The organism is Actinoplanes aureus (assembly GCF_015704865.1).
Taxonomy (GTDB): Bacteria; Actinomycetota; Actinomycetes; order Mycobacteriales; family Micromonosporaceae; genus Actinoplanes; species Actinoplanes aureus.
In genome coordinates, this window is the sequence record NZ_JADQTO010000005.1 from 419553 (window position 1) to 445660 (window position 26108).

The following is a 26108-nucleotide window of genomic DNA, read 5'->3' on the forward strand; positions in this document are numbered from 1 at the left end:
TCCGACGCACCGGCCGCGGATAGTGCCCGAATAGTCCGCAAGCGCCGGTCACCCGGTCCTGGTGCCGCTAGCGGCCCTGACCTACCCTGAGCCGGCCGATCGATGATCGGCGACAACGGGGAGGGTACGCGGGTGACGGCGGCGACCGTGGTGTTCCTGGTGATCGGCGGAGTGGGGCTCGCGTTGCTCGCGTTCGCGCTGCTCGGCGGCGAGATCGCACACATCGGGGGTATCGGCGCGGACGGGCTGGTGTCCCTCGAGGCGGTCGCCGGTTTCCTCGGCGCGCTGGGCTTCGGCGGCGCGATCACCGCGGAAGTGCTCGATGCGCGTACCCCCGGTCTCATCGCCGTCTCGACGGCCGTCGCCGCCGTGGCCGCCGTGGTGGCCGCCTGGCTCGCGCTGCGGTTGTCCCGCGCGGCCCGCGACATGCCGACCGACGCCACCCCCACCCGGCAGCACCTGATCGGCACGCTCGGCGTGGTGGTCACCCCGGTGCCCGACGGCGGCGGCTACGGCGAGGTACGGGTCCGGCTCGGCGGCCAGCCGGTCAAACTCAACGCCCGCGCCGACCACGCGCTGCCGGCCGGCACCCAGATCTTCGTGGTGGAAGCACCCACTGACACGTCCGTCGTCGTCGAGGCGACGCCAACCCCCGGAAGGGCATAAATGTCACCACTGCTGTACGCGATCGGCGGCGCGCTGCTGCTGGTCATCCTCCTCGTGCTCTTCGTGCTCTCCCGGATCAAGGTGGCCGGGCCGAACGAGGCCTTCATCATCACCGGCCGCAAGGGCCGGGTGACCCAGTCGGCGGACGGCACCAGCAGCACCGACCTGTCCGGGCAGAAGGTCGTGATGGGCGCCTCGGTGTTCGTCATGCCGGTCGTGCAGCGCCTGCAGTCCCTCGACCTGTCCAGCCGGCGCATCGACGTCAGCATCAAGGGCGCCGTGTCCAAGCAGGGCATCCGGGCCGAGCTGCACGGTGTCGCCATCGTCAAGGTCGGCGGCACCGAGGACGCGATCCGGGCCGCCGCGCAGCGGTTCCTGCACCAGCAGGCCGAGATCGAGGACTTCACCCGTGAGGTGCTCGCCGGCGCGCTGCGCTCGATCGTCGGCCGGCTCACCGTCGAGGAGATCATCCGGGACCGGGCGGCGTTCGCCAGCGCGGTCGCCGAGGAGGCCGAGCACTCGATGACCAACCAGGGTCTGGTGCTCGACACGTTCCAGCTCCAGGACATCCTGGCCGAGGGTTCGTACCTGCAGGACCTGGGCCGTCCCGAGGCCGCTCGCGTGCTCAAGGACGCCGCCATCGCCGAGGCCCGCGCCCGGCAGGCCGCCGAGCAGGAGCGACTGCTCGCCGAGGAGGCGATCGCCGAGGCGAACCGGAACCTGAACCTCAAGCAGGCCGCCATCGCGGCCGAGATCGACGCGGCCAAGGCCAAGTCGGCGGCCGCCGGCCCGCTCGCCCAGGCCGAGCGGGACCAGGCGATCCTCGCCGAGCAGCAGAAGGTGGCCGAGCAGAACGCCGAGCTCAAGCAGCGTCAGCTCGACACCGAGGTGCGCAAGCCGGCCGACGCCGCGCGCTACAAGGTCGAGCAGGAGGCCGAGGCGGCCCGTAACGCGTCGGTCATCGGTGCCGACGCGCAGCGGCAGGCCACCATCGCGGCCGCGCAGGCGCAGGCCGAGCAGGCCCGCCTCACCGGTGAGGGCGAGCGGGCCCGGCGGGCCGCGCTGGCCGAGGCGCACGCCATCGAGGGTGCCAAGGAGGGTGAGGCGGAGCAGCGCCGGCGTACCGCGATCGCGGACGCGATCGAGCGTGAGGGCGCGGCCGAGGCCGCGGCGATCCTCGCGCGTGGGCAGGCGGAGGCCGAGGCGATGGCGCGCAAGGCCGAAGCATTCGCGGCGTACGGCGAAGCGGCCGTCCTGGACCTGCTGGTGAAGGTGCTGCCGCAGGTCGTCGAGGCGGCGAGTGCTCCGATGAGCGCGATCGACAAGATGACCGTGATCTCGACGGACGGCGCTTCCTCGCTGACCAAGTCGGTCGCCAGCAACGTCGCACAGGGCCTCCAGCTGGGCACCGACCTGACCGGCGTCGACCTGACCAACCTGCTGGCCAAGCTCGGTTCCGCCGGGCTGCGCGGCACCGGCACCGGCGACGCCAACGGCCGCACCCTCGAGGCCGAGCGGGAGTAGCTCTTCTCGCGGCCGGCTCGCCTCACCGTGAGCCGGCCGTGCTGCCGGCCGGATAAATTGCGTTGCGGCGCCCTCGCGGGGCGCATATTTTCTTAGACACCACTCAGCAAGCGATCAAGGAGGTGCCGGTCATGTCGCCGTATGCGGTTTCTGAGAACGGCCGTTACCCCGATCGGTGGCGCTGCTAGCAGCCGGCTAGCGACATTCGCGCCGCCCTTTCCGAAATCGGAACCGGGCGGCTTTTTCGTATCCGCCTGAATAAAACTCCACAGTGCACAGCCATGGGCCAGCAGAGCAGTCCGGAGTGCTCGTCGCTCTCTCACAGCGAAGATCGCGGGTTCGATTCCCGCCTGGCCTACGTACGGGTATTGGCGCAGCTTGGTAGCGCGCTCGGCTTGGGACCGAGAGGGCGCAGGTTCGAATCCTGCATACCCGACTTCACGGATGGGCCAGCCGAGGGCAGGCGACGGCCGCGGTCTCGAAAACCGTTGGGGAGCAATCCCGTGTCGGTTCGATCCCGACCCCATCCGCTAGCGGAGTAGAGGAGTTCGGTCGTCCTCGCGGGCCTCATAAGCCCGAAATCGCCGGTTCGAATCCGGCCTCCGCCACCAAGCGAGTGCGCCGACGCGGGAGAGTCGGGGCCGGCTGTAACGCGGTCGCAGATTTGCTCAGGGGGTTCGAATCCCTCCACTCGCACGGATCGCACCGCCGCTCATCCGATCATCGGCCGGATGTATCAATCGCCTTTGACGTTGACCAGCTGGCGGAGGGTGTGGCGGATCTCGACCAGGTCGGCGGCGTCGCGCATGACCACGTCGATCGGCTTGTAAGCCTGCGGGATCTCGTCGAGGAACGCGTCGGTGTCGCGGAACTCGATGCCTTTCATCGCCTCGCGCAGCTGCTGCCGGGTGAAGGTCTTGCGGGCCTTCGACCGCGAGTACGACCGGCCGGCGCCGTGCGGGGACGAGTTCAAAGCCTGTTCGTTGCCCCTGCCGGTCACCACGTAGGAAGCGTCACCCATCGAGCCGGGGATCAACCCGGGCACACCGGCGGCGGCGTTGATCGCGCCCTTGCGGGAGAGCCACACCTGCTTGCCGAAGTGGGTCTCCTGCTCGGTGTAGTTGTGGTGGCACTGCACCCGTTCGAGCTCCTCGACCGGGCCGCCGACAAAGGCGGCGAAGCAGGCGACGACCCGGTCCATCATCTCGTCGCGGTTGGCGAGGGCGAAACTCTGCGCCCAGCGCAGCTCGTGCAGGTACGCCGCGAACTCCTCGGTGCCCTCGGTCAGGTACGCCAGGTCGCGGTCCGGCAGGGTGATCCGGCGTTGCGTCATGATCTCCTGCGCGACCCGGATGTGGTGGCTGGCGATCTTGTTGCCGACGCCCCGGGAGCCGGAGTGCAGGAAGAGCCAGACGGCACCGTTCTCGTCGTGGCACACCTCGATGAAATGGTTGCCCGAGCCCAGCGTGCCGAGCTGGAGCTGCCAGTTCTTCGCGTACCGGCCGGGGTCGAAACCGGCGGCCCCGGCCAGCTGGTCCACCCGCTCGCGGGCCGAATCGGTGAGCCGGGTGTTGTAGACGCCGGCCGACAGCGGCACGGCCCGTTCGATCGCGAGCCGTAACGGGCCCAGGTCGGAGCGGAGATCGTCGCGGTGGTACCGGGTACGGACGGCGGCCATCCCGCAGCCGATGTCGACACCGACCGCGGCGGGAATGAGCGCGCCGAGCGTCGGGATGACCGAACCGACCGTCGCGCCCTTGCCCAGGTGCGCGTCCGGCATCAGGGCGATGTGCGGATGGATGAACGGCAGCCGCGACGCCTTCTCGGCCTGCCGCAGGGTGTCCTCCTCGATCAGGCTGGCCCAGTTCATCAGGCGGTCGTTGACCCGCTGCATCTCCTCGTTCCCTCCGCCGGAGGCGATCTCGCCCGATCCTTCCACCGGGCGCCCTGCGGCGGGCGCCAAAAATCTTTGCCGGGCGGCAACGAAAGCCGGTTTCACAAAGCCCGTCGATGGGTACGCGTCCGGCGCGCTGATCAAGAGCATCCGTCCGGAGGGAAGTGGGTCCATGTCGTTCGACTGCACCATCGAGCGCACCGGCGACAGCCTGGTGGTCTTCCCGGAAGGCGACCTGGACATCAACAACGCGGCCGTGCTCCGCCAGGTGCTGCAACAGGTCCTGGACCGCCGGGACTGCGCGCACGTGGAGGTCGACATGAGCGCGGTGACCTTCCTGGACTCGTCCGGCCTGGGCATGCTGGTGGCCGCCCGCCGGGCCGCGGAGGCCCAGGGCGCCACGTTGCGGCTGCGCGCTCCCGGGCCGATGGTGCGCATGGTGCTCGAGGTGACGAACCTCTACCAGCAGTTCGTCGTCGAGGAACCCGGGGAGGCGGCCGCCCGGACCTCGTAACCGCCGGTCCTTGACTCTCGACCTGGTCGAGGAGGCAGCCTGGCCGGCATGACTGATCTCGAATTGGTGGCCACGATCCTGCGAGCCGCCTGGGGCGCCGACACGTGCGACCCGCACGATCTGCCGGACTGGCGGCCGGAGAACCCGGCCCGCGGCCAGTGCGGGGTGACGGCTCTCGTCGTGCAGGACCTGCTGGGTGGGGACCTGGTGCTCGGCGAGGTGCTCGTCGGCGGGGTCAAGACCGGCCACCACTACTGGAACCGGTTGCCGGACGGGCGGGAGGCCGACCTCACCGCCGACCAGTTCCGGCCCGGCGAGACGGTGACCGGAGGACAGGTGCAGCCGCGTCCCTCCGATGCGCCCCGCCGGTGCCGCGAACAGTACGAACTGCTGCGCCACCGGGTGCTCGACGGTCTGTCCGCGATCGACGCGACGCCGAAAACGCACCTGTCAGGCGGGTGACGTGCCGAGATTGTCCATCGGGCCGTGCCCGGTGACGGCGTCGTCACAGGTGTCGTAGAGATCGAGTATCTGCTCCAGGCTGAGCTGCCGGAAGCACTGCAGGACGAAGGGCTTGAGGGAAGCCAGGCGGAGCCGGCCGTTGTGGGCGCGGACGGTGCGGTGCACGTCGATGAACATGCCGATGCCGGTGGAGTCGCAGAAGGTCATGGCGCCCAGGTCGAACACCAGGTGGGTGCGGCCCCGGTTCAGCAGTGCACTCACCTCGGCGCGGACCCGCTGCTCGGTGCGGATGTCGAGTTCGCCGGCGACGGTGAGCACGGTGATGTCCGCGGTGACGTCGGCGCTGGTGACGCTCAGGTACGGCTGGCTCATGACCGCTGCTCGCCGTCGCCGGGAGACAGTGGCCCGATCAGGGTGCGCTGCGCCGCGGCGGGGGACCACTCGACCAGCACCATCGCGGCGTCGTCGCTCGGTGGCCCGCCGCGGTGCTCGGCGACGGCCAGCGCCAGCCGGCGCAGTGTTTCCGGCGCGGGCAGACGCTCTTTTTCACAGTAGGTGGCCAGTTGGGTGAGCCGTGCGGCGCCGAACGGGCTGCCGTCGGCGGCGCGGGCCTCGGTGACGCCGTCGGTGTGCAGCAGCATCCGGTCGCCCGGTTCCAGCAGTTGCTCGCCGACGTGCGTCGCGACGTCGGCGCGCAGGCCTAGCGGCAGGCGCGCGCCGCCCGTCGGGACACCGAGCAGGTCGGCATTCCGCAAGATCACTGGCAAGGGGTTGCCGGCGTTGATGTAGCGCACGAGTCCGGTCTCCAGGTCGAACTGGGCCAGCAGCCCGGTGACGAACCGGGCCCGGCCGGTCGGCCCGAACTGCTCGACGAGGTTCTCGTCGGCGGCGCGGACCTGCTCGAGCAGGTCGCCGCCGGCTCTGCGGGTGGCCCGGATCGCGGACAGGGCCACCGCGCAGGCCACGGCGGCGCTCAACCCGCGGCCCATCGCGTCGAGCAGCACGAGCCAGGCGGTGTCGCCGTCCACGGCGTAGTCGTAGCCGTCGCCGCCGATGTCGTAGCACGGCTGCATGATCGCGGTCAGCGCCAGCCGTTCGTGGCTCGAGGTGAGTGGCGGCAGCATCTGCCACATCAGTTCGGCCGCGACCGTCATCGGCCGAACCCGCTGGAGTCTGTGCAGGGTGTCACCGCTGGTCAACTTCGAGCTGACCAGGTGTGCGGCCAGCCCGGAGATCAGTGCGCATCGCTGCTGCCACGCCGGGTCATGCGCATCGGCATCGGCGGGCAGGGCGAAGCGCATCACACCGAAGCGTGCCGTGCCGTCGAGCAGCGGTACCCACAGCCGGCCAGGGCGACCCGGGTCCGGCTCCGGTTGGATCAACATGTACGAGCGGCCCGGCAACGACCCGGCCACCGGCAGCGGCGACGGCACCTCCCGCCCGGGCACCGGCAGCGCCCGCAGCAGCAGCTGTTCCTGATCGATCAGGAACATCGTGGCACCCATGCCCAGCCGCGACAGCGCCTGGTCCACCTTCGGCGCCACCTCGTCGGCCTGCATCAGGTGCGACGACGCCGTCATCTCTGCCATGACCTGCAGAAATCGAAGATCTACCTCCTGACCCATCGGGAGACCATATATAACCCCGGCATCCCATCTGGGCGTTATGCGCATTTCGACTTCGCATGGGCGATGGCCCCACCCGCGGTCGTAGCACGAGGCGGCAATGCGGTGGGGCGCCGGCAGCGAGCAACCAGGGCGTGAGCGGCGTGCGGCATGCAGGCCGGGCGGTCAGGCCACCAGCGCCCAGCCGGCGCGGGAGCGGCGTGCACCATACAGCTGGAGGACGACGGCGCGTGCCCAGCGCATGCGGGGTGCGGCGGTCTCGGGATGGTCGCCGTACTCGGCGGCGACGTCGGCCGCACAACCCCGGACACCGCCGTGGGCGCGCACCGCGCGGCGGATCTCGGCGTCGACGACGTCGTAGGACGGGCTGGTGCCGGTCGACAGGTGGCTGGTGAACAGCGCCTCGGCGCGAGCGGCGGTGAGCATGGCGGTCATGGTGATCTCCTCCTCCAGGTGGCGGTGACGCTCTCGAAGGTTGGACCAGCCGGCCGGTGCTGATTCATCGCTAACGCTAGCCCTGGGGTACGACATTTTTTCCGCGCTCAGATCCAGCCGTGCTTGCGGGCGATCCGGGCCGCCTCGTGCCGGTTGGCGGCGCCGACCTTGCCGGCCGCGGAGGAGAGATAGTTGCGCACGGTGCCGGGTGACAATGACGCCCGCCGGGCGATCTCGTCGACCGGCGCGCCCTCGGCGGCCAGTTGCAGCACGTCGGCCTCGCGCGCGGTGAGCGGGCTGTCGCCGGCGCTGATCGCCTCGGCGGCTAGCTGCGGGTCGACGTAGCGGCCGCCGCCGTGCACGGTACGCACGACCATCGCCAGGTCGTCGGCGGAGACCGTTTTCGGCAGGAAACCCCGGACCCCGGCGGCCAGGGCCTGCTTGAGGTGCCCGGGCCGGCCGTGGCTGGTGACGATCATCGTGCGGCAGTCCGGCACCTCGGTCTGCAGCCGGGCCGCGACCGTGACCCCGTCGAGGTCGGGCATCTGCAGGTCGATGACGGCCACGTCGGGGCGCAGCGCCCGGGCGGCGGCGATCGCCTCGGCGCCGGTGGCGGCCTGACCGACGATGGTGAGGTCGTCCTCGAGGGCCAGCAGTGCCGCGAGCGCGCCGCGGATCAGGTGCTCATCGTCGGCCAGGAGAATCCGGATCACGGGTGCGCCACCTCCGGGAGCTCGGCCGCCGCGGGCAGGCGTACCTCGACGCGGAAGCGGTCGGGCGGCTCCCGGTCGGCCGTGACGGTGCCGCCGACCGCGGTGATGCGCTCGGTGAGCCCGGTCAGGCCGTTGCCGTGGCGGGCCCGGCCGCCGGTGGCGCCGTCGTTCCTCATGATCAGGGAGACCGTACCGTCCGCGGCGCGGTCCAGCTCGATCGTGCACTCGCGGGCCTCGCTGTGGCGCAGCACGTTGGTGGTGGCCTCACGGACCGCCCAGCCGAGCGCGGTCTCGGTGCGGGGCCCGAGCCCGCCGGCTTCGCCGATCACCCGGCAGGTGATCCCGGCGGCGGCGAGCAGGGACCTGGCGCCCGCCAGTTCCTCACCCAGCTGGGCGGTACGCAGGCCGCTGACCACAGCACGCAGCTCGGCCATGGATTCCTGGGCGATGCGGCGCACCTCGAGCATCTCGTCGACGGCCTCCGGCCGGCCACGGCTGCCGAGCTTCGCGGCGAGTTCCGCCTTCAGCGCCACCACCGACAGCGCACGTCCGGCCACGTCGTGCAGGTCCCGGGCGAAGCGCAGCCGTTCCTCGGCCACCGCCAGGTCGGCCCGGACGTTCTGGGCGTCGTCGAGCTGCCACACCAGGTCGAGCATCCACGCGGTGGTACGGCTGGTGGAGACCCCCACGCCGATGACGATGAGCAGGCCCAGCTGCGGGAAGAACTCGTCACCGTCCCGCCAGATCGCCGGAGCGGCCGCTACCAGCCAGCCGGCGAAGGACAACGAGGTAACCGCCGTCGTGGACACCATCGGGGCGACCGCGGAGAGCAACGACGTGAGCATCACTGTCACGATGAAGGCGAAGGCGGGCTCAACCTCGTCGTACCCCGGCCACCCGGCCCCGACGGTGAGCACGCTCAGGACCACGACGGTGACCAGCAGCCGGGTCGGCCGGGCGCCGCGGCCCAGACGGTATTCGAGCGCGGCGTTCAGGAGCAGGGCCGCGGCGATCGCCTGTGCCGTTCCGAAGCCCACGCCGATCAGGGCCACCGGGCCGAGCGCCGATCCGAGCGACCCCCCGATCGCGAGCGGAACCGCCAGGTACAGCACGAACATGGAGCCCCGCAGGTACCAGTCCACACGGGACGCCCGGCTCCGCGACGACATCATCGGTCCACCCTCCTCAGCGTCGCGGTTCCCAGCGGAACCGGCGCCGGACCGTCAGCACGCCCACGATGATCCACGCCATCAGGATCCCTGCCGGGACCAGCGCGTCGTCGAGCACCCCCGTGAACCCTTCCGCGGCGGCCGGGCCGGTGGTGCCCAGCCAGCCCAGCCGCATCAGATCGACGACCGGGGTGAGCGGCAGGGCACGCAGCGCCGCGATGACCGCCTCCGGCGCGTCGTCCAGCGCCGTGTACATCATCGAGCCGACCAGACAGGCGATCATCACCGGCAGCGTGGTCACCTGCGCGGCCTCGGTGGTCCGGGTGAACTCGGTGGACATCGCGGCGATCAGCACGAACACCACCACGCCGCCGAGGGCGCCGGCCAGCAGAAGAAGGACATTGACCGGTACGGGCAGCCCGAACAGCACCGCCCCGGCCGCGACGAACACGACCATCTGAGCCAGCGCGACCACGACCATCGGAGTGGCGATGCCGGTGAGGATCTCGGTGTCGGTCAGTTCACCGGCGCGCAGGCGTTTCAGCATCAGTTCCTCGCGCCGGCTCACGTACGTGGTGACCAGGTTGTAGTACACCGCGGCGAGCAGGACGTAGCCGAGCAGCGAGGTGACCACCAAGCCGGCGGCGGACGTCCCGGATTCCTCGACGCCGGCGCCGGCGACGGTGACGGCCAGGATGAGCGGCAGGACGAGCGCGCTGAACAGGGCACTGCGGTTGCGTCCGAACAGCCGCAACTCGGCGGCGCTGACCGAGCGGAACCGGCTGAGGCGGATGGTGCTCATGCGCGTACCTCCATGGGGTTGTCGTGGTCGGCCACCGCGAGGAAGGCCTCTTCGAGCGAGGCCGGCCGGGCCTCCAGGCCGGCCAGTTCGACCTCGTGCCGGTGTGCCCAGCTCAGCAACTCGGTGAGCGTCGCCTGCAAGGCGTCGGTCCGGATGGTCATCGGCTGGCCCGCCGCGACGGCCGTGCTCTCCGGGCGGGCGCCCGGAAGCGGCGGCAGCAGCTCCGGCGTGACGCCGCCGGGCAGCCGGAAGGTGATCCGGGCCGGGTGCCCGGCGACGATCTCGGCGGGGGAGCCGGCGGCCACGACGACGCCCCCGTGCATGATGGCGAGCCGGTCGGCGAGTTCCTGCGCCTCGTGCAGGTAGTGGGTGGTGAGCAGCACGGTCACCCCGTCGGCGAGCAGCGACCGGACCATCGTCCAGGCGTTGCGGCGGCTCTCCGGGTCCAGCCCGGTGGTGGGCTCGTCGAGCAGCAGCACCGCGGGGCGGCCGAGCACGGCGAGGGCGAGGTCCAGGCGGCGGCGCTCGCCGCCGGAGAGCTGCCGGACGCGTACGCTCGCGCGGTCGCTCAGATCGACCAGTTCCAGCGCCTCACCCGCCGGTCGCGGGTCGGTCAGCGTGCCGGCCCACATCGCCACGGTCTCCGCGACGGTCAGGTCGGGCGGGAAGCCGCCCTCCTGGAGCATGATCCCGACCCGCGGGCGGACGGCGGCCCGGTCCCGCTCCGGGTCGTGGCCGAGCACCCGTACCTCGCCGGCCTGCGGGCGGCTGAATCCGGCCACCAGTTCCATCGTGGAGGTCTTGCCCGCGCCGTTCGTGCCGAGCAGGGCGAACAGTTCGCCGCGCCGGACCTCGAACGAGACGCCACGGACCGCCTCGAAACCGTGCGGGCCGCCGTACCGGCGGTGTACCGCGTTCACCTCGACCGCTGCTGAAGTGGCTGATGTGCTCATGGATTCGAGTCTGTTCGAGCCGGCGCGGCCGGGGCAGTGCCGTCGCGCACGAGTTCACATGCGCCGCGCACGGTTCGACCATGACAAATGTCAGTGGCGTACGGTGCTGGGCGTGAACGGGCGCCGGGTGGTGAGCGACGACGAGGTGACGCGTGCCGGGTGTCACTTCTTCCTGCGGCACGGGACCGTCGACATGGATCGGCTGGCCGCCACCATGTGCGTCAGCCGCGCCACCCTCTACCGGGTCACGCACGGGCGCGACCGGCTGCTCGGCGAGGTGCTGTGGCGGCTGGCCGACCGGACGCTCGCCGACGCGCGCCGCCGCCGTACCCGAACCGGTGTGGACGGCGCGCTGGAGATCACCCACCGGTTCACCGGGCGGTTGCTGGCGGCCGAGCCGTTCCGCCGGTTCATCGCGGCCGAACCGGAGGCCGCCGCACGGGTCCTGCTGACCTACGCCGGCGGGCTGACCGACCGGATGGTGACCGCTCAGCAGGAGATCTTCACCGAGGTCGGCCTGGACGGTGCGAGTGCCGACCTGGCCTACCTGTACGTGCGGATCATCGAGTCGGCGCTCTACGCCGAGCTGGTCGCCGGTCGCCCCGCCGACCTGGGCGTGGCCCAGCGTGCCGCGCGGACGCTGTTGCTGGCGGCTTGCTGAGACACCTGTCGCAGCTTTTCCCGCGACCGTGGCTCAACGCATCGACGACTGCATATGGTGCGGCATGGTCAAGCATTCGTGGCGATCCACCGCCGTCGCGATCGCCGTCGTCGCGTCCACCGTGCTCGCCGGCTCGCCGGCCGGCGCCGGCACAGCCGCGGTCCAGCCCGTCGCCGTGCCCTCCGTCAGCGGTCCGTTGCCCGGCACCGCGCCCGGTGACCCGAAGTCACCGGACCTCGCCGACACCTACCCGTTCTTCGCCACTCCCGACGATCTGGCCGCGCGCGGCTACATCGAGCAGGAGTTCCTGATCTCCGGCCGGGCGGACGGCTGGGACACCTCGGGCGTACGAGTCGCCACCGGGGTTCCGTACACCACGCGGATCGTGGTGCGCCGCCCGGCCCGGGCCGCGCGGTTCAACGGCACCGCGCTGGTCGAGTGGCAGAACGTCACCGCCGGCTACGACCTCGACGCGTTGTGGAACGCGGACACCGTGACCCGGGCCGGTTACGCCTGGATCGGCGTCTCGGCGCAGCGGGTCGGCGTGGACCAGCTGCGTGGCTGGAGTCCGGCCCGGTACGGGTCGCTCGACGTCACCGGTGCCGGCGCGTACCTCGGCGACGAGCTCTCGTACGACATCTTCGCCCAGGCCGCGCGGGCGCTCACCGCGACTCGCAAGCCGCTCGGCGGGCTGAAAGCCCGCACCCTGCTCGCCATCGGCGCGTCGCAGTCGGCGGCCCGGATGACCGTCTACTACGACCGGGTGCTGCCGCAGGTGGAGCCGGTCTTCGACGGATACGGGTTCATCGTCGGCAGTGCCCCGGTGCGGCGCGGCCCGGAGCCGGTGTTCCAGGTGCTGTCCGAGACCGATGTGCGCAGCCCGGTGCGTCCGCCGGACACCGACCGGTTCCGCCGCTGGGAGGTGGCCGGCGCCGCCCACTCCGGCCACGCCGGTCAGGTGTACCGGCAACCGATCCAGGAGCGTGACCTCGGCGCCGCACCGGTGTACGACTGCGCGCAGCCACCGTTCAGCCGGGTCCCGCTGCACCACGTGGTCGCCGCGTCGTACGCCCACCTCGACCGGTGGGTACGCCGCGGCACACCCCCGCCGGCCGCCGAGCCCCTCGTGGTGAACGCCGACGGCACGAAGCAGCGCGACGAACTCGGCCTGGCCCGCGGCGGGATCCGGCTCTCCCAGGTCGCGGCGCCGATCGCGCTGAACAGCGGTGACAACAGCGGCGAGTCGTTCTGCCGGCTGTTCGGCACGCACGTCCCGTTCGACCAGGCCGTCCTGGACGAGCTCTATCGCAGCCACGCCGCGTACGTCGGCCGGGTCGTGCACGCCGACCTGCGCAACGTCCGCGCCGGCTACCTGCTGCCCGCCGACGCCGCGCGGAACCTGCGCGACGCGGTCACCGCACCGGTCCCATAGCCCGGCCGATCCGTCCAGCAAACGCGCGGCACGCCCCAGGGCGTGCCGCGCGCCATTGATGAAGGAGCACCATGGCACCACGCGCCCCCCGCTCGCGCCACTGGCAGTGGCTGCTGATCCTGCCGGCCGTCGCACCACTGCTCACCCCGTTCGCCAACCGGATCGAACCGGTTTTGCTGGGTGTGCCGTTCTTCTTCTGGTACCAGTTCGCCTGCGCGCTGTTCGCCATCGTCGTCATCTCCGCGGTGCACCTGGCCACCCGTGACGGCGGCCATGACTGACCGGGACGTCGAGGTCGGCGTCTTCACCGTCCTGATGGCCGTCGTGCTGGTGCTCGGATTCGGCGCGGCACGGTGGCGGGCACCGCAGGACCCGCACACCCTCGAGGAGTGGGGCGCCGGCGGCCGGGCGTTCGGCAACTGGACGATCTGGTTCCTGATCGGCGGGAGCATGTACAGCGCGTACACGTTCGTCGCCGTTCCGGCGCTCACCTACGGCATCGGCGCGATCGGGTACTTCGCCGTGCCGTTCGCGATCATCACGACGCCGCTGACCTTCGTCTTCACCACCCGGGCCTGGTCGGTGGCCCGGCGGCACGGCTTTCTGACGCACAGCGAGTTCGCCAGCGCGAGGTTCGGTTCGCCCGGGCTGGGTGCCGCGGTCGCGGTCACCGGCATCCTGGCCACCATGCCGTACGTCGCGGTGCAGCTCCTGGCGTTGCAGGCGGTGCTGCGTACGGTCGGGTTCGGCGGGGAGTGGCCGCTGCTGGCGGCGGTGACCGTGATGTCGGTCTGCACGTTCCGCTCCGGGTTGCGGGCGCCCGCCCTGCTGTCCGTGGTCAAGGACGTGCTGATGGCGTGGATGCTGCTGACCGCGCTGCTGGTGGTGGCGATGTACGGCGGGTGGGACCGGACCTTCCGTGTCTCCGGGGAGTATTTCGCCGGCACCCCGTCGCCGGTCGACGGTCTGCTGCTGCCGGACACCGGTCATCTCGGCTTCCTCACGCTGGTCATCGGCTCGGCGCTGGCCGTGTTCGCGTACCCCCATGCTCTTGTCGGCATGCTCGCCGCCAAGGACCGCGCGACCGTACGGCGCAACGCCGCCGCCCTGCCGATCTACTGCCTGGCGCTGGCGCTGATGGCCCTGCTGGGGTTCTTCGCGCTGGCCCGCGGGGTCACCCCGGTCGACGGCGACCTCAACACCGTCGTGCCGCGGCTGATCCACGAGTTCTTCCCCAGCTGGTCGGCCGGGATCGCGTACGCCGCACTCAGCGTCGCCGCGCTGATCCCCGCCGCGGTGATGTCGATCGCCGCGGCGAGCGCCTTCACCCGCAGCCTCTACCGCCCCTATCTGCGGCCGGGCGCGTCCCCGGCCACCGAGGCCCGGGTGAGCCGATGGGTGTCGCTGCTCGTCAAGTTCGGTGCGGCCGCGCTGATCCTCGCCGTCGACCCGGCGTTCTCCGTGGACCTCCAGCTGATCGGTGGCGTGATCATCCTGCAGACCATCCCGGCGACCTTCCTGGGGCTGCTCACCGGCTGGTTCCACCGGGCCGCGCTGATCGCCGGCCTGCTCACCGGCCTGACCGCCGGCGTCGCGATGCTCTACGACGTCCCGAAGCTGGACGCCACCGGACGTGTGGTCGCCGAGCACTTCGGCGGGACGAGCTGGTCGCTCGGCAACGGCTCAACCGTGTACGTCGGCATCGTCGCCCTGCTGCTCAACCTCGCCGTCGCCGCGCTGGCCACCGTGCTGCTGCGTGCGGCCGGAGTGCCCGGCGGAGGCGACGCGACACGGCCGGACGACTATCTCGCCGACGCCGGTGACGCGCGGCTCAAGCGCCTGGACGACCTGATCGACGGGCTGCCGCGGCGCCACACGGTGCCGGCCGCTTCCGGATCCACCCCCGGGTTGAGGGGAGGTCATAGGTTGACCCTGTGAGAATTCGTTACGTCCTGCACAACGCGTACGGGGTCGGTGGCACGATCCGTACGGTCTTCAATCAGGCCAACGCGCTGTGCGCCACACACGACGTCGAGATCGCTAGCGTGTTCCGGTCGGCTCAGGCCCCCGCGCTGCCACTCGACCCACGGGTGCGGCTGATCTCATTGACCGATCTCCGCGACGACGGCAAGCCGCGGACCGGCAGTGCCCGGCTCGCGCGCAAGACGCGGCGCTTCCGCAACCCGTTGCCGCACGGCCGGGACTTCCGGTACCGGCGGTGGGATCCGCTCGTCGATCTCAAGGTGATCCGCTACTTCCGGGCGCAGCACGACGCGGTGCTGGTGACCACGCGGCCGGCGCTCAACCTGATGTCGGCCTGGTTCGCGCCCCGGCGGCTGACCCGGATCGGCCAGGACCACATGAACTTCAGCAGCTACAAGCCACGGCTGCAGGCCGCGATCGTCCGCGCCTATCCGCGGCTGGACGCCGTGACCGTGCTGACGCGCGCCGACTTCGCCGCGTACCACCGGGTGTTCGGCGACTCCGTGCATCTGGTGCGCATCCCGAACGGCATTCCGCCCGGCAAGGACATCACCGGCGAGCGCGGCCGGATCGTGGTGGCCGCCGGCCGGCTCACCCGGCAGAAGGGTTTCGACCTGCTCATCGAGGCGTTCGAGCAGGTCCACGCCAAGCACCCGGACTGGCGGCTGAACATCTTCGGCGAGGGCCGGTGGCGGCCGAAGCTGACCGCCCAGATCGAGGAACGCGGCCTCGGCGGCGTGGTGGCCATGCCCGGGCTCACCCGGAATCTGGAGGGTGAGCTGGCCAAGGCGTCGATCTTCGTGCTCAGCTCGCGCCGGGAGGGCCTGCCGATGGTGCTGCTCGAGGCGATGAGCGCCGGACTGCCTGCGGTGTCGTTCGACTGCCCGACCGGCCCGGCCGAGGTGGTGCGGGACGGCGTCAACGGGGTGCTCGTTCCCGCCGAGGACGTGGCCGGCCTGGCCGCCGGGATGTCCCACCTCATCGAGAACCCCAGCGAGCGCGAACGGATGGGGGTCGCTGCCCGGGCGACCGGCGCGAAATACCAGATGCCGGTCATCGCCGCCGAATGGGAGGAGCTGCTGGCCGAGCTGACCAGCCGCTGAACCGGTCAGATCGCCTGGCCATCGGGTGAGATCGCCTGGCCATCGGTCAGATCGCCTGGCCGGAGATGAACGGCAGCCAGCCGGCGTACCAGCCGGAGAGCAGGGCGAGCGGGCCGAGCACGATGGCGGCGTCCCGGTTCGATGCGCGTGCCAGCGCGATGGCGGGCACCAGCAGCACCGGGAAGGCGGGCAGCAGGTGCCGGCCCATCATCGAGATGTGCGCGTGCGAGCCGGCCGCCAGGACCAGGGTCGCGGCGGCGAACACGGTCAGCTGCCACGGCCCGCGGCGGGCCAGCAGGGCGAACAGGATGATGAACCCGCCCAGGAACAGCACGGACAGCAGCCGGATCGGCTTGCTGGAGTCCTCCTCGCCGACGCCGATCATGATGTCGGTGACGACCTTCCAGGTGGACTCGCCGTAGTCCCACCACGCGCCGAAGGTGTTGCTGTGCACGTCGAAGTACTGCGAGACGCCGCCGAGCTTGGCCGAGGCGTAGGCGAGGTAGGCGAGCAGGCCGGCCGGGGCGAGCAGCATCGCGGCGTACGGCCGCCAGCCGCCCCGCCGGGAGAACGCGGCGACCAGCGCGGCCAGGCCGACCGTGCCGATCAGCGCGGCGGCCGTCGGCCGGCTCAGGCCGCTCACCCCGGCGAGCAGGCCGGCGATCAGCCAGCGTTCTTTGAGAAGCGAGTACAGCGTCCAGGCGGAGAGCGCGGTGAACAGCGACTCGGTGAACGCGCCGTTCTGGGTCATGGCCGCGGGGGCCAGGGCCCAGACGGCGGCCAGCATGACGCCGGTGCGGTGGCTGTGCACGTGCCGGCCGATCGCGTACAGGCCCCAGGCGGCGGCGACGGCCGAGATGAAGGAGACGATCAGGCACGCCGTGATCGGGGAGATGAACGGCAGGTACGTCAGCGGGCGGGCCAGCCACGGGTAGAGCGGGAAGAACATCAGGCGCAGCTGGTACGGCACGCCGTCGGCGTCGACCGCGCCGACCGGTCCGCCGAGGCCGCTGCCGGCGATCTTCGCGTACCACCGCGCGTCCCAGGAGACCAGGGCGTCCATGAACGAGGTGAACTGGCGCCACTGGTTGATCGAGCCGTCCGGGTAGACCCACTTGCCGGGGTCCCGGGTGTGTGCGTGCGCGGCCAGGGCGTACATCACCTGGAGGCTGAGCGCGCGCAGGAACAGGTACAGGCCGATCGCGGGCGCCGCGTGGCGCGCCGCGATCCGGAGCCGCTCGAGCGGCCCGCCGGAATCGGTCCGGTCTGGGATGCCGTCCGCCTCTTCGTCCGGGCGGCTCAAGACGACGTGGGAAATGAGGGTGCGCCTTTCCTGAACCGGTACCTGGTGACCGGGTCCGCTGCGCGGCACCCTATCGCATCGGCCCGGTCGCTGACTGCGCCATCGCTTCCTCGGTGTCCAGGACCGCCGGTACGCCACGCAGCGCCACCAGCGCCGCCACCGCCAGTACGCCGACCAGGACCGCGCAGCTGATCACCATGACGTGCAGGCCGTCGATGAACGCCCAGCGGGCCGCCTGGGCGAGCGCACCGGCCAGGTCGCCGGGCAGTTGCGCCGCCACGTGCAGTGCGGTGCCCAGCGACTCCCGGACCGGTGCCTCGGCCTCGGCCGGCAGGCCCGGCGGCAGCTCGAGGTGCTCGCGATACGTCCGGTTGAGCACGCTGCCGAGCACACCCATGCCGACCGCCCCGCCGATTTCCGTCGCCGTCTCCGAGATGGCCGACGCCGCACCGGCCCGTTCCCGCGGCACGCTCGCCAGCACCGTGTCGCTGACCGTGGCGAAGCTGACCCCGATACCCAGACCGAACACCAGCATCGCGGGCAGCAGGGTGGCGTAGCCGGTGTCCCGGCCGATCAGCGTGTAGAGGGCGAAGCCCACCGCGGACAGCCCGAGCCCGCCGGAGACCACCGCGGCCCGGCCGATCCGGTGTACCAGCGTGCCGGCGAGGAAGCCGCCGGCCATCCCGGCCATGCCACCGGGCAGCCCGGCCAGCCCGGCCTTGACCGGCGACCAGCCGAGGACCAGTTGCAGGTACTGGCTGAGGATCAGCGACAGGGCGAGGTTGGCGAACATGCTCACCGTGGTGGCGGCGATCGAGGCGGAGAACGCCCGGTTGCGGAACAGGCGCAGGTCGATCAGCGGGTCGGCGAGCCTGGTCTGGCGTACGCCGAAGACCGTCAGCGCCAGCGCGCCGAGCGCCACGGCGGTGAGCACGCCGGTCTGCCCGAAGCCGCCGTGGAAGCCCTCCTTGATCGCGTAGATGACCGACACGATGCCGACGATGGACAGCAGCGCGCTGAGCACGTCGAGACGGCCCGGCCGCGGGTTGCGCGACTCCGGGATCACCAGCGTGCCGGCGATCACGATGGCGATCACCACCGGCACGTTGATCAGGAAGACCGAGCCCCACCAGAAGAACTCCAGCAGGGTGCCGCCGACGATCGGGCCGAGCGCGAACCCGCCCGCGGTGACACCACCCCAGACGCCGACGGCGCTGGTGCGCTCCCGGGCGTCGGTGAAGACGTTGCGGATGATCGACAGGGTGGACGGCATGATGGTGGCACCCGCCACGCCCAGCAGCGCCCGCGCGGCGATCAGCAGCTCCGGGGTGGGCGCGTACGCGGTCACGACCGAGGCCAGCCCGAACGCCACCGAGCCGATCAGCAGCAGCCGTTTGCGGCCGATCCGGTCGCCGAGGTTGCCCATCAGCACGAGCAGGCCGCCGAGGGTGAACCCGTAGATGTCGGCGATCCAGAGGATCTGGTTGCCGGTCGGGTTCAGGTCGGCGACCAGCTTCGGGATCGCCAGGTGCAGCACGGTCAGGTCGATGGACAGCAACAGCGAGGCGGCGCACAGGATGGCCAGGGTGGCCCAGCGGCGCCGCGAACTGATCTCGGTCATGCCGGCAGGGTCCCGGCGGGCGCTGACCGGTCACTGACCGGACGCTGACGTATCCACACCCGCCTCGGTCAGCGCCTCGCCGACCGGCATCGCGCGGCCCCGCCCGTACGCGTCCTGGTAAGCCTCCGCGCCCAGCGCCGCGCGCGCCTCGGCCGCGGACCCGGGCCACGTCCGGCTGGCCGGCCACCGACCAGCCGCGCACGGCGGCGGCCGCGCCCAGCAGCAGCGCCGCCCGCCCGGCGGCACCGTCGAGCAACGCCGCACCGGCCAGACCCTCGATCCCGCACGCCACCGCCGGCCGATGCTGCCAGCGCAGACCCAGACCGGCGGCGCGCAGATGCCAGGCGCGGGCGGCGTCGGCGTCGCCGGACGCCTCGGCGAGGCGGCCCAGCGTCACCAGGATCTGGCCGCGGGTCTCCTCGGCGCTGAACCAGCCGGCCGGGCAGACGGCCAGGGCCTGCTCGGCCCGCCGATGGGCGTGCGTGAGGTCGCCGCGCAGCCGCTCGACCTCGGCCAGGACCCACAGCGAGTACCCGAGCGTGATCGGCGCGCCGGCGCGCCGGGCGAGGACCGTGGCCCGCTCCGCGTCGGCGTACGCGTCGTCCAGCCGGTCGCCGGTGCCGTGACTCTGGTGGATGCGGGTCAGGACGCGCTGACTGAGCAGGTCGGCCATGTCGTTGCCGGTGCCCAGCTCCTCGGCCAGCGCGATGGCCTCGTCGAAGCAGGACCGTGCCGCCGTCCAGTCGCCGCGCCAGCCGAGCAGCTTGCCGCGTTCGGAGAGGGCCACCGTCATGCCCCACCGGTCGCCGATCGAGCGGAAACTGTCGACGGCCGCCCGCATCCCGGCCTCGGCGGTGCCGGCGTCGCCGCCGTAGAAGGCGGCGAACCCCTCACCCATGCGGAGCAGAGCGACCAGCCAGGGGTCCGGCTCGGCGAGAGCGGCGCCGATGGAGTCCTGGCTGATCCGCTCGCCACCGCCGATGCCGGTCATCATCGACCACGTCACCATGAGGAACGGGTACTTCGGCGCGGCGTGCGCCTGGATCACCAGCGGCTCGAGCTCGGCGAGCAGCCGTGCGCGCCGCCGGCCGTCCAGGTCGCCGAGTGTCGCGGTGGCGAGCGTGACCGCGTACTCCTCGGTCAGGCCGTCCGGCGGCGTCCAGCCGGCCGCCTCCAGCACCTCGAGGCAGAGCAGCGAGCCGGCGCCGCCCCACCCGCGCATGCCCCAGTAGGTGGCCAGCGGCGCGGCCAGCCGCAGCGCCCGGGCCGGATCGTGGCGGGTGGCCCAGCGCAGGGCGTCCACGACGTTGTCGTGCTCGCCGTCGAGCCGCTTCAGCCAGGCCACCTGATCGGCGCCTCGCAGCCGGGGCTCGGCCGCCGCGGCCAGCTCGATCAGGTAGTCGACGTGGGCCCGCCGGACCGTCTCCTCCTCACCGGCCGCCGCCAGCTGCTCGGCGCCGAAGGCGCGCACGGTCTCCAGCATCCGGAACCGCGCGCCGGCCTCGACCAGCGACTTGTCCACCAGCGCGGCGAGCACGTCCTCCAGATCGTCCACCCGGCAGACCCGGTGCGCGGCGTCCAGCGTGGCGCCGCCGGCGAACACGGTCAGGCGGCGGGCCAGCATCCGCTCGCCGGCGTCGAGCAGGTCCCAGCTCCACTCGACCACGGCCCGCAACGTGCGATGCCGCGCGGGCGCGGTGCGGCTGCCCCGCGATAGCAACCGGAACCGGTCGGTCAGCCGGTCGGCGACCTCCCGCGCGTCGAACACCCGGATCCTGGCCGCGGCCAGCTCGATCGCGAGCGGCAGGCCGTCGAGGGCCCGGCAGATGCGTACCACCGCGTCGACGTTGCCGGCGTCGACGGTGAAGCCGGGACGCACCGCGGCGGCTCGCTCGGCGAACAGGCGTACCGCCGCGTATTCCAGTGGCGCCGCCGGGCGTTCCTCCGGCGGCGGCAGGGCCAGCGACGGCACCGGGCACAGCGTCTCGCCGGTGACGCCGAGCGCCTCGCGGCTGGTGGCCAGCACCCGTACCGCCGGGCACCGGGCGAGCAGCCGGGCGGCGAAGTCGGCGACCGCGTCCACCAGGTGCTCGCAGTTGTCGAGCACGAGCAGCATCGGCCGGTCGGCGAGGGCCAGCGCGAGCCGGTCCAGCGGGTCGGGCGCCGGCCGGCCGGCGTCGGCGGAGAGCAGACCGGTGTCGCGCAGGCCCACCGCGGCCAGCACGGCGTGTGCCACGTCGGCGCGGTCGGTCAGCGGGGTCAGCTCGACGAAGCCCACCTCACCGGTACGGCGGCGCACGCCCTCCACCGCCAGGCGCGTCTTGCCGGCGCCGCCCGGCCCGATCAGCGTGACCAGCCGCGCCTCGGCGAGCTGCTTCTCCAGCCGCCGTAACTCGGCGTCGCGCCCGACGAAGGTGGTCAGCTGCGCGGGCACGCCGGTGACCGGACGCGGGCCGGCTGATCCATCCGTGCCGCGCAGCACCGCCAGGTGGACGGCGGCCAGCGCGGGCGACGGGTCGGCGCCTAGCTCGTCGGCGAGCGTACGGCGCGCGTCCTCAAACGCGGCAAGGGCCTCCGCCTGCCGCCCACCGGCGTGCAGTGCCCGGATGAGCAGACCCCGGAGCCGTTCCCGCAGCGGATGCCGGGCCACCAGACCGGACAGTTCGGCGACCGCGTCGGCGTGCCCGCCGAGTGTCAGGCGGGCGTCGATCCGGTCCTCGGTCGCGGCCAGGTGCAGCTCCTCCAGCCGGGCCGCCGCGGCCACGGCCGATTCCAGGTCGGACAGAGCCGGGCCGCGCCACAGGTGCAGCGCCTCGTCGAGCAGCCGGGCAGCGGCGGCCGGATCGCCGCCGGCGAGTTCGCGGCGACCGGCCGCGGCCAGCCGCTCGAACCGATGCGCGTCCACGTCGTCCGGTGCGATGTCCAGGCGGTAGCCGGCCGGCAGGGAGGCGAGGATGGCGTCGTCCGGTCGCAGGGCCTGCCGCAGCCGGGAGACCTGTGCCTGCAACGCGTTCGCCGCGCCGGCCGGTGGCCGGTCGCCGTAGACGTCGTCCACCAGGTGCTGGGCCGGCACCACCCGGCCCGGGTCGAGCAGCAGCCGGGCCAGCAGGGCGCGCTGCCGGGGGCCGCCCAGGCTCACCGGCCGCCCGTCGTCGCGGACGGCCGTCGTCGGGCCCAGGATGCCGAATCGCACGCCTTGGATTATCACCGGGCGTGGTCAGGGAACCGGTACCGCGCTCGCCCCGATCAGTGACGCGTCGATGTGGTCGGCCGGTGCCGGCCGGGCGAAGTGGAAGCCCTGGGCGTAGCGGTAGCCGAGGACGTGCAGCCGGTCGGCCTGGTCCTGGGTCTCGACGCCCTCGGCGACGGCGCTGAGGCCGAGGGTGTCCGCGATCCCGCTGAGCGAGGCGGCGATCGCCTCCTGCTGCGGGCCGCCGTTGAGCTCGTCGATGAACGACTTGTCGACCTTGAGCGTGGTGACCGGGCAGGTGCGCAGCAGGGTCAGCGACGAGTGGCCGGTGCCGAAGTCGTCGAGGGCGATGCCGGCACCGAGCTCACGCAGCGCGTGCACGGTGGCCAGGGCGGGCCCGCCGCCGAACACGGCGGTCTCGGTGATCTCCAGGGTAAGTTGCCGCGGCGTGAGCCCGTGGCGGTGCAGCGTCGCCGCGACGAGGCCGGGCAGCTCCGGGTCGAGCAGCTGCCGTGCGGAGACGTTGATGCTGACGCGGGGCGCGGCGGAGCCGTGCCGCCGTTGCCAGCCGGCGGCGTCGGCGCAGGCCGTGTCGAGGATCCACGCACCCAGGTCGAGGATGAGGCCGGTCTGTTCGGCGACCGGGATGAACTCGGCCGGCGACACCGGCGCCCGGCCGGCGGGATGCCAGCGCACCAGGGCCTCGACGGCCCGGATGGCGCCGTGCGGCAACTCGACGATCGGCTGGTAGACCAGGTGGAACTCGCCGTTGTCGAGGCCGCTGCGCAGTGCCGCGGCGAGATCGGCGTGGTGCTGGGCGCTGGCGTCGAGTGCCGGCGTGTGCGGCAGGTAGCGGTTGGCGCCGATGCGCTGGGCGGCCTGCAGGGCGAGTTCGGCACGGCGCAGCAGATCCGCGGCGGTGTCGTCGCCGCCCACGGCGATGCCGACGGTGACGGTGACCAGCAGGTCGCGGTCGTTGATCGACAGCGGGGCCTGGAAGGCCCGCAGCAGCGCCTCGGCCAGCCGGGCGTCGCCGGCCAGCGGATGATCGCCGGGCAGCAGGATGCCGAACTCGTCACCGGTCAGGCGGGCGACGAGCGCCGTGCCGCCGGCGGTGTGCGCGATCCGGTCGGCCGCCGCACGCAGGACGGCGTCGCCGGCCTCGTCGCCGAGCCGGTCGTTGAGCGCCGCGAAGTCGTCCAGGTCGCAGACGGCCACGGTGACGCCCGTGCCACCCTGCTGGAGCGCGCCGGTGAAGTACCGCCGGTTCGGCAGCCGGGTGAGATCGTCGTAGCGGGCCTGGTCCGCCAGGCGTTCCATCAGCATGGCGTTGTCGGACAGCGCCGCGTGCTGGCGCACGACGACGAGCAGGATCAGCACCACCGCTCCGGCGGCGAGCCGGGCCGGCAGGTAACCGGTGCCCATGGTCACGCTCAGCAGCATGGTCGCGGTCACCCCGACCGCGACGTACGAGATCCGGCTGCCACCGCTGGCCGAGGCGGCGCCGGGGTGTTCCGGGCGGGTTCCGGCAGCCGCCGGGAGGACGTTGGCCCGCGTCTGAACATGAGCGGCGAGAGCCAGCAGCAGTCCGAACGGAGGCAGTACCAGCACGGTGCCGTTCAGATGCGGCCACGGCTGCACGGCCGGTGCGAGCAGCAGCGACGCGGGACCGAGCAGGCCGACCGGGCTGAGCATCCACAGCGCCCGCCCGTACACCTGACCGGTGCCGCTCATACCCACCTTGACCACGGCCACGACCGCCGCGCACGCGGTGGCCAGCACGATGACCCGCAGCGCCGCGGCGAGCGCGCCCTCCGACACCGGCACCGGCATGACCGACAGCACCTGGACCATCACCAGGGCGGCCGCGACCCCGACGATGGCGACATCCAGCCACAGCGCGACGGTGGCGCGCCAGCTGCGCTGCCGGCCGGGCAGCCGCAGCAGCGCCACCACGGCGAGGCCGACCGCGGCCAGGTACAGCAGGCCGGTCAGCGGGCTCATCGCCACGAGCTGGCCGGCGCCGTGCACGGTGTCGACGGCCTGGCTGGCCGTTCCGGCGGCCAGCAGCGCCGCGGCGCCGCCGAGACGCACCCAGAAGAGCCGGCCGGCACCCACTCCGGTGGCCGCGGCCAGCGCACAGCCGGCCACCGACGTGGCCACGGTACCCACCGCCGCCGGCCACAACGCCCAGGCCGGGACGGCGACCACCAGGCCGAGGACCCCGATCAGTACGGCGGCCAGCGCCCACCCGCCGGCGACCGCGACGAGCACTCCCGCCGTACGGGCCGGCCGGGACAGCAGACCCGTCATCGGGATGCCGTAGTCGTCGCGGCCAGCTCGCCGAGGCGCTCGATAGCCGCCGACACCTCGTCGTTGAGGGCGGTCAGCGTGCCGGCCTGCTCGGCCGTCATAGTCTGGGCCTCCGCGGTGGTCCGGTCGATGTCGGTGATCGCCGCGGTCATCGTCTCCATGATCGCGACCACGGCCTCGATGTGCGCGTTGAGCTCCTCGAGGGTGGTGCTGATCGTCTCGGTGGACTCGGCGGTGGTCGAGGCGAGGGACTTGACCTCGTCGGCGACCACGGCGAACCCGACACCGGCCTCGCCGGCACGGGCGGCCTCGATGGTGGCGTTCAGGGCGAGCAGGTTGGTCTGCTTGGCCAGCCCACCGATGAACTGGGCCACCTCGCCGACCTTGCGCAGGCTGGTGTGCAGGGTGCCGACCGCGTCACCGGCCGTGGCGTTGCTGGAGAGCAGCCGGCCGGCGGCCGCGCGTACGTCCTCGACCTGCCGCTCGATGCGTGCCGCCGACGAGCCGACCGTGCCGGCCCGCTCGGAGACGCCGCCCAGCTGGCCGCTCACCATCGTCGACGTGCTGGTCACCAGCTCCCGGGCGGTCTCCTGGGCCTGCCGCTGGGCGGCGGTCTGCTCCTCGTGCGCCGCCCGCAGCTCGCGCTGCCGCTGTTCCTGTTCGGTGCGCAGCTGCTCCTCGTTCGCGCTGATCTTGTCGAGCATGGTGTCGACGGCCTTGCCGAGCGCCGCGATGTCGTCGTCGCCGGTCGCGTTGATCCGCAGGGTGTGGTCACCCGACGCGATGATCTGCTCGGTGGTGTGCCGCAACGGGCGGACCCGGTTGCGCAGCGCCCGCCGGGTGGACCACCGCATCAGCAGGACCAGCAGCACGGTGGCGGCCGCCATCAGGGCGAACAGGCGCTGTGCGGTGCTGGTCGCCGCCTGGTACATCGGCCGGGGCTGCACGGCCTCCAGGGTCAGCGTCGCGCCGTCGACGGTGGCGATGCTGACGTCGACCGCGATCCGGTCCGCGTCGAGTACCGCGGTGTGCACGCTCATCGCGCCGGTGAGGCTGGTCAGCGCCGGCTGGGCGGTGGCGTCCGGGCGGGTTCCGGTGACGGCGGTGATGCTCAGTCCGAGGTCGGCGCCGAGCTTACCGAGACGCTCCGCGGAGAGCTGCTTGAGCAGGATCAGTCCGCCGGACGGGTCGCCCTCGCCGCTGCTCGGGAACGCGCCGAGGCCGCAGAACAGGTATCCGCCGCCGGTCGCCAGCACACCGCAGACCGGGGTGCCGGCCGGTGCGCCGGCGTCGTACAGCCGCTTGAGCAGGGCGGGGTCGGTCAGCTCGGCCGGCGGCGCGGTGAACTCGTCGCCGCCGGCGGTCAGGCCACCGACCCGCAGCGCGCCGTCCGGGCCGACACCGAGGATGCCGTCCAGGTCGTTGTCCTCGTGCTGGCTGGCCGGCGGGAAGTCCTCGGCGAACGCGTCCCGGTCGCCGCGGGCCACGTCGAGGTGGCTGTTGTCCCAGATGCTGTTGGTGACGCCGAACACGCTGAGTAGCCGGGCCTGTCCGTCCAGGCCGATCCGGATCCGGTCGGCGTCCTGCGCCACCTGCCGGGCCTCGAGTTCGTCGAACGCGCCGGTGGCCACCTGGCGCAGCAGCAGGAAGCCGAGAGCGCAGGCGAGGAGCGCCCCGATGATCGGCCACAGCCGCCGTATTGCCAGTCGCATGTGAGTCGGATCGGCAAGCCCGCCATGGGTCTG

The 26108-nt window shown here is 72.4% G+C and carries 21 protein-coding genes, 5 tRNA genes and 1 pseudogene; 14 read left to right on the forward strand and 13 right to left on the reverse strand.

What is annotated here, in order from left to right:
• Positions 1-102: 102 nt before the first annotated feature.
• The 7 genes from I4J89_RS13435 to I4J89_RS13465 all read left to right on the forward strand — a co-directional run bounded on the left by I4J89_RS13435 (position 103) and on the right by I4J89_RS13465 (position 2886).
• Positions 103-666, forward strand: coding sequence for an NfeD C-terminal domain-containing protein (locus I4J89_RS13435; RefSeq protein WP_196414240.1), 564 nt, complete (start codon positions 103-105; stop codon positions 664-666).
• Entirely contained in the window at positions 667-2190 is a 1524-nt protein-coding gene (locus I4J89_RS13440) for a flotillin family protein (RefSeq protein ID WP_196414241.1), read from the forward strand.
• Between the two features lie 283 nt (positions 2191-2473).
• Positions 2474-2548, forward strand: a tRNA-Glu gene (locus I4J89_RS13445).
• Positions 2549-2552: 4 nt separating this feature from the next.
• A tRNA-Pro gene (locus tag I4J89_RS13450) sits at positions 2553-2626 on the forward strand.
• Between the two features lie 6 nt (positions 2627-2632).
• A tRNA-Ser gene (locus I4J89_RS13455) sits at positions 2633-2720 on the forward strand.
• A gap of 2 nt (positions 2721-2722) precedes the next feature.
• A tRNA-Met gene (locus I4J89_RS13460) sits at positions 2723-2801 on the forward strand.
• 1 nt (position 2802) lies between these two features.
• A tRNA-Tyr gene (locus I4J89_RS13465) sits at positions 2803-2886 on the forward strand.
• A gap of 40 nt (positions 2887-2926) precedes the next feature.
• Here the strand turns inward: I4J89_RS13465 and I4J89_RS13470 are convergent.
• Positions 2927-4129 (reverse strand): RtcB family protein, encoded by a 1203-nt coding sequence (locus tag I4J89_RS13470; RefSeq protein WP_309238300.1) that lies wholly within the window; start codon positions 4127-4129, stop codon positions 2927-2929.
• Positions 4130-4256: 127 nt separating this feature from the next.
• Here I4J89_RS13470 and I4J89_RS13475 point away from each other — a divergent pair, with 127 nt between their 5' ends.
• Positions 4257-4598: an STAS domain-containing protein gene (locus tag I4J89_RS13475; RefSeq protein ID WP_196414242.1), complete on the forward strand. Its 342-nt coding sequence runs from the start codon at positions 4257-4259 to the stop codon at positions 4596-4598.
• Between the two features lie 48 nt (positions 4599-4646).
• Positions 4647-5060: a YunG family protein gene (locus I4J89_RS13480; protein WP_196414243.1), complete on the forward strand. Its 414-nt coding sequence runs from the start codon at positions 4647-4649 to the stop codon at positions 5058-5060.
• Here I4J89_RS13480 and I4J89_RS13485 read toward each other — a convergent pair.
• From I4J89_RS13485 to I4J89_RS13515, 7 genes are all read right to left on the reverse strand, one after another.
• Entirely contained in the window at positions 5049-5432 is a 384-nt protein-coding gene (locus tag I4J89_RS13485; RefSeq protein WP_196414244.1) for an STAS domain-containing protein, read from the reverse strand. The two genes, I4J89_RS13480 and I4J89_RS13485, sit on opposite strands and share 12 nt — an antisense overlap.
• Positions 5429-6685, reverse strand: coding sequence for a PP2C family protein-serine/threonine phosphatase (locus I4J89_RS13490; protein WP_196414245.1), 1257 nt, complete (start codon positions 6683-6685; stop codon positions 5429-5431). The genes I4J89_RS13485 and I4J89_RS13490 overlap by 4 nt, the downstream gene beginning before the upstream one ends.
• Positions 6686-6850: 165 nt before the next feature.
• Positions 6851-7120 carry a hypothetical protein gene (locus tag I4J89_RS13495; protein WP_196414246.1) on the reverse strand — a complete coding sequence of 90 codons (270 nt, stop codon included), beginning with the start codon at positions 7118-7120 and terminating at the stop codon, positions 6851-6853.
• A 107-nt stretch (positions 7121-7227) separates the two neighbouring features.
• Positions 7228-7833 carry a response regulator transcription factor gene (locus tag I4J89_RS13500; protein WP_196414247.1) on the reverse strand — a complete coding sequence of 202 codons (606 nt, stop codon included), beginning with the start codon at positions 7831-7833 and terminating at the stop codon, positions 7228-7230.
• The gene (locus I4J89_RS13505; RefSeq protein WP_196414248.1) at positions 7830-9005 is read right to left on the reverse strand and encodes a sensor histidine kinase; all 1176 of its coding nucleotides are present in this window, start codon (positions 9003-9005) and stop codon (positions 7830-7832) included. The genes I4J89_RS13500 and I4J89_RS13505 overlap by 4 nt, the downstream gene beginning before the upstream one ends.
• A 13-nt stretch (positions 9006-9018) precedes the next feature.
• Positions 9019-9804, reverse strand: a complete 786-nt coding sequence (locus tag I4J89_RS13510) for an ABC transporter permease (RefSeq protein ID WP_196414249.1) — start codon at positions 9802-9804, stop codon at positions 9019-9021.
• The gene (locus tag I4J89_RS13515) at positions 9801-10757 is read right to left on the reverse strand and encodes an ABC transporter ATP-binding protein (RefSeq protein WP_196414250.1); all 957 of its coding nucleotides are present in this window, start codon (positions 10755-10757) and stop codon (positions 9801-9803) included. The genes I4J89_RS13510 and I4J89_RS13515 overlap by 4 nt, the downstream gene beginning before the upstream one ends.
• A gap of 58 nt (positions 10758-10815) precedes the next feature.
• Between I4J89_RS13515 and I4J89_RS13520 the strand changes: the two genes are divergently transcribed.
• From I4J89_RS13520 to I4J89_RS13540, 5 genes are all read left to right on the forward strand, one after another.
• The gene (locus tag I4J89_RS13520; RefSeq protein ID WP_196414251.1) at positions 10816-11418 is read left to right on the forward strand and encodes a QsdR family transcriptional regulator; all 603 of its coding nucleotides are present in this window, start codon (positions 10816-10818) and stop codon (positions 11416-11418) included.
• Between the two features lie 64 nt (positions 11419-11482).
• Positions 11483-12850 carry an alpha/beta hydrolase domain-containing protein gene (locus tag I4J89_RS13525; protein WP_230858845.1) on the forward strand — a complete coding sequence of 456 codons (1368 nt, stop codon included), beginning with the start codon at positions 11483-11485 and terminating at the stop codon, positions 12848-12850.
• 71 nt (positions 12851-12921) lie between these two features.
• Complete coding sequence (locus I4J89_RS13530) at positions 12922-13131, forward strand: DUF3311 domain-containing protein (RefSeq protein ID WP_196414252.1); 210 nt, start codon at positions 12922-12924, stop codon at positions 13129-13131.
• Positions 13124-14788 (forward strand): sodium:solute symporter family protein, encoded by a 1665-nt coding sequence (locus I4J89_RS13535; protein ID WP_196414253.1) that lies wholly within the window; start codon positions 13124-13126, stop codon positions 14786-14788. The genes I4J89_RS13530 and I4J89_RS13535 overlap by 8 nt, the downstream gene beginning before the upstream one ends.
• Positions 14785-15936, forward strand: a complete 1152-nt coding sequence (locus I4J89_RS13540) for a glycosyltransferase family 4 protein (RefSeq protein WP_196414254.1) — start codon at positions 14785-14787, stop codon at positions 15934-15936. Before I4J89_RS13535 ends, I4J89_RS13540 begins: the two co-directional genes overlap by 4 nt.
• Positions 15937-15982: 46 nt before the next feature.
• On the opposite strand, the gene I4J89_RS13545 is transcribed toward I4J89_RS13540, so the two are convergent.
• The 5 genes and pseudogenes from I4J89_RS13545 to I4J89_RS13565 all read right to left on the reverse strand — a co-directional run bounded on the left by I4J89_RS13545 (position 15983) and on the right by I4J89_RS13565 (position 26075).
• Positions 15983-17239, reverse strand: a complete 1257-nt coding sequence (locus I4J89_RS13545) for a glycosyltransferase family 39 protein (protein WP_230858846.1) — start codon at positions 17237-17239, stop codon at positions 15983-15985.
• A 70-nt stretch (positions 17240-17309) separates the two neighbouring features.
• Positions 17310-18860, reverse strand: coding sequence for a DHA2 family efflux MFS transporter permease subunit (locus I4J89_RS13550; protein ID WP_196414255.1), 1551 nt, complete (start codon positions 18858-18860; stop codon positions 17310-17312).
• Positions 18861-20361: 1501 nt separating this feature from the next.
• Positions 20362-22068, reverse strand: a pseudogene (locus I4J89_RS52220) (AfsR/SARP family transcriptional regulator); the annotation flags it as partial.
• Positions 22069-22077: 9 nt separating this feature from the next.
• Entirely contained in the window at positions 22078-24363 is a 2286-nt protein-coding gene (locus tag I4J89_RS13560) for a putative bifunctional diguanylate cyclase/phosphodiesterase (RefSeq protein ID WP_196414256.1), read from the reverse strand.
• Positions 24360-26075 carry a methyl-accepting chemotaxis protein gene (locus I4J89_RS13565; protein WP_196414257.1) on the reverse strand — a complete coding sequence of 572 codons (1716 nt, stop codon included), beginning with the start codon at positions 26073-26075 and terminating at the stop codon, positions 24360-24362. Before I4J89_RS13565 ends, I4J89_RS13560 begins: the two co-directional genes overlap by 4 nt.
• Positions 26076-26108 lie beyond the last annotated feature (33 nt).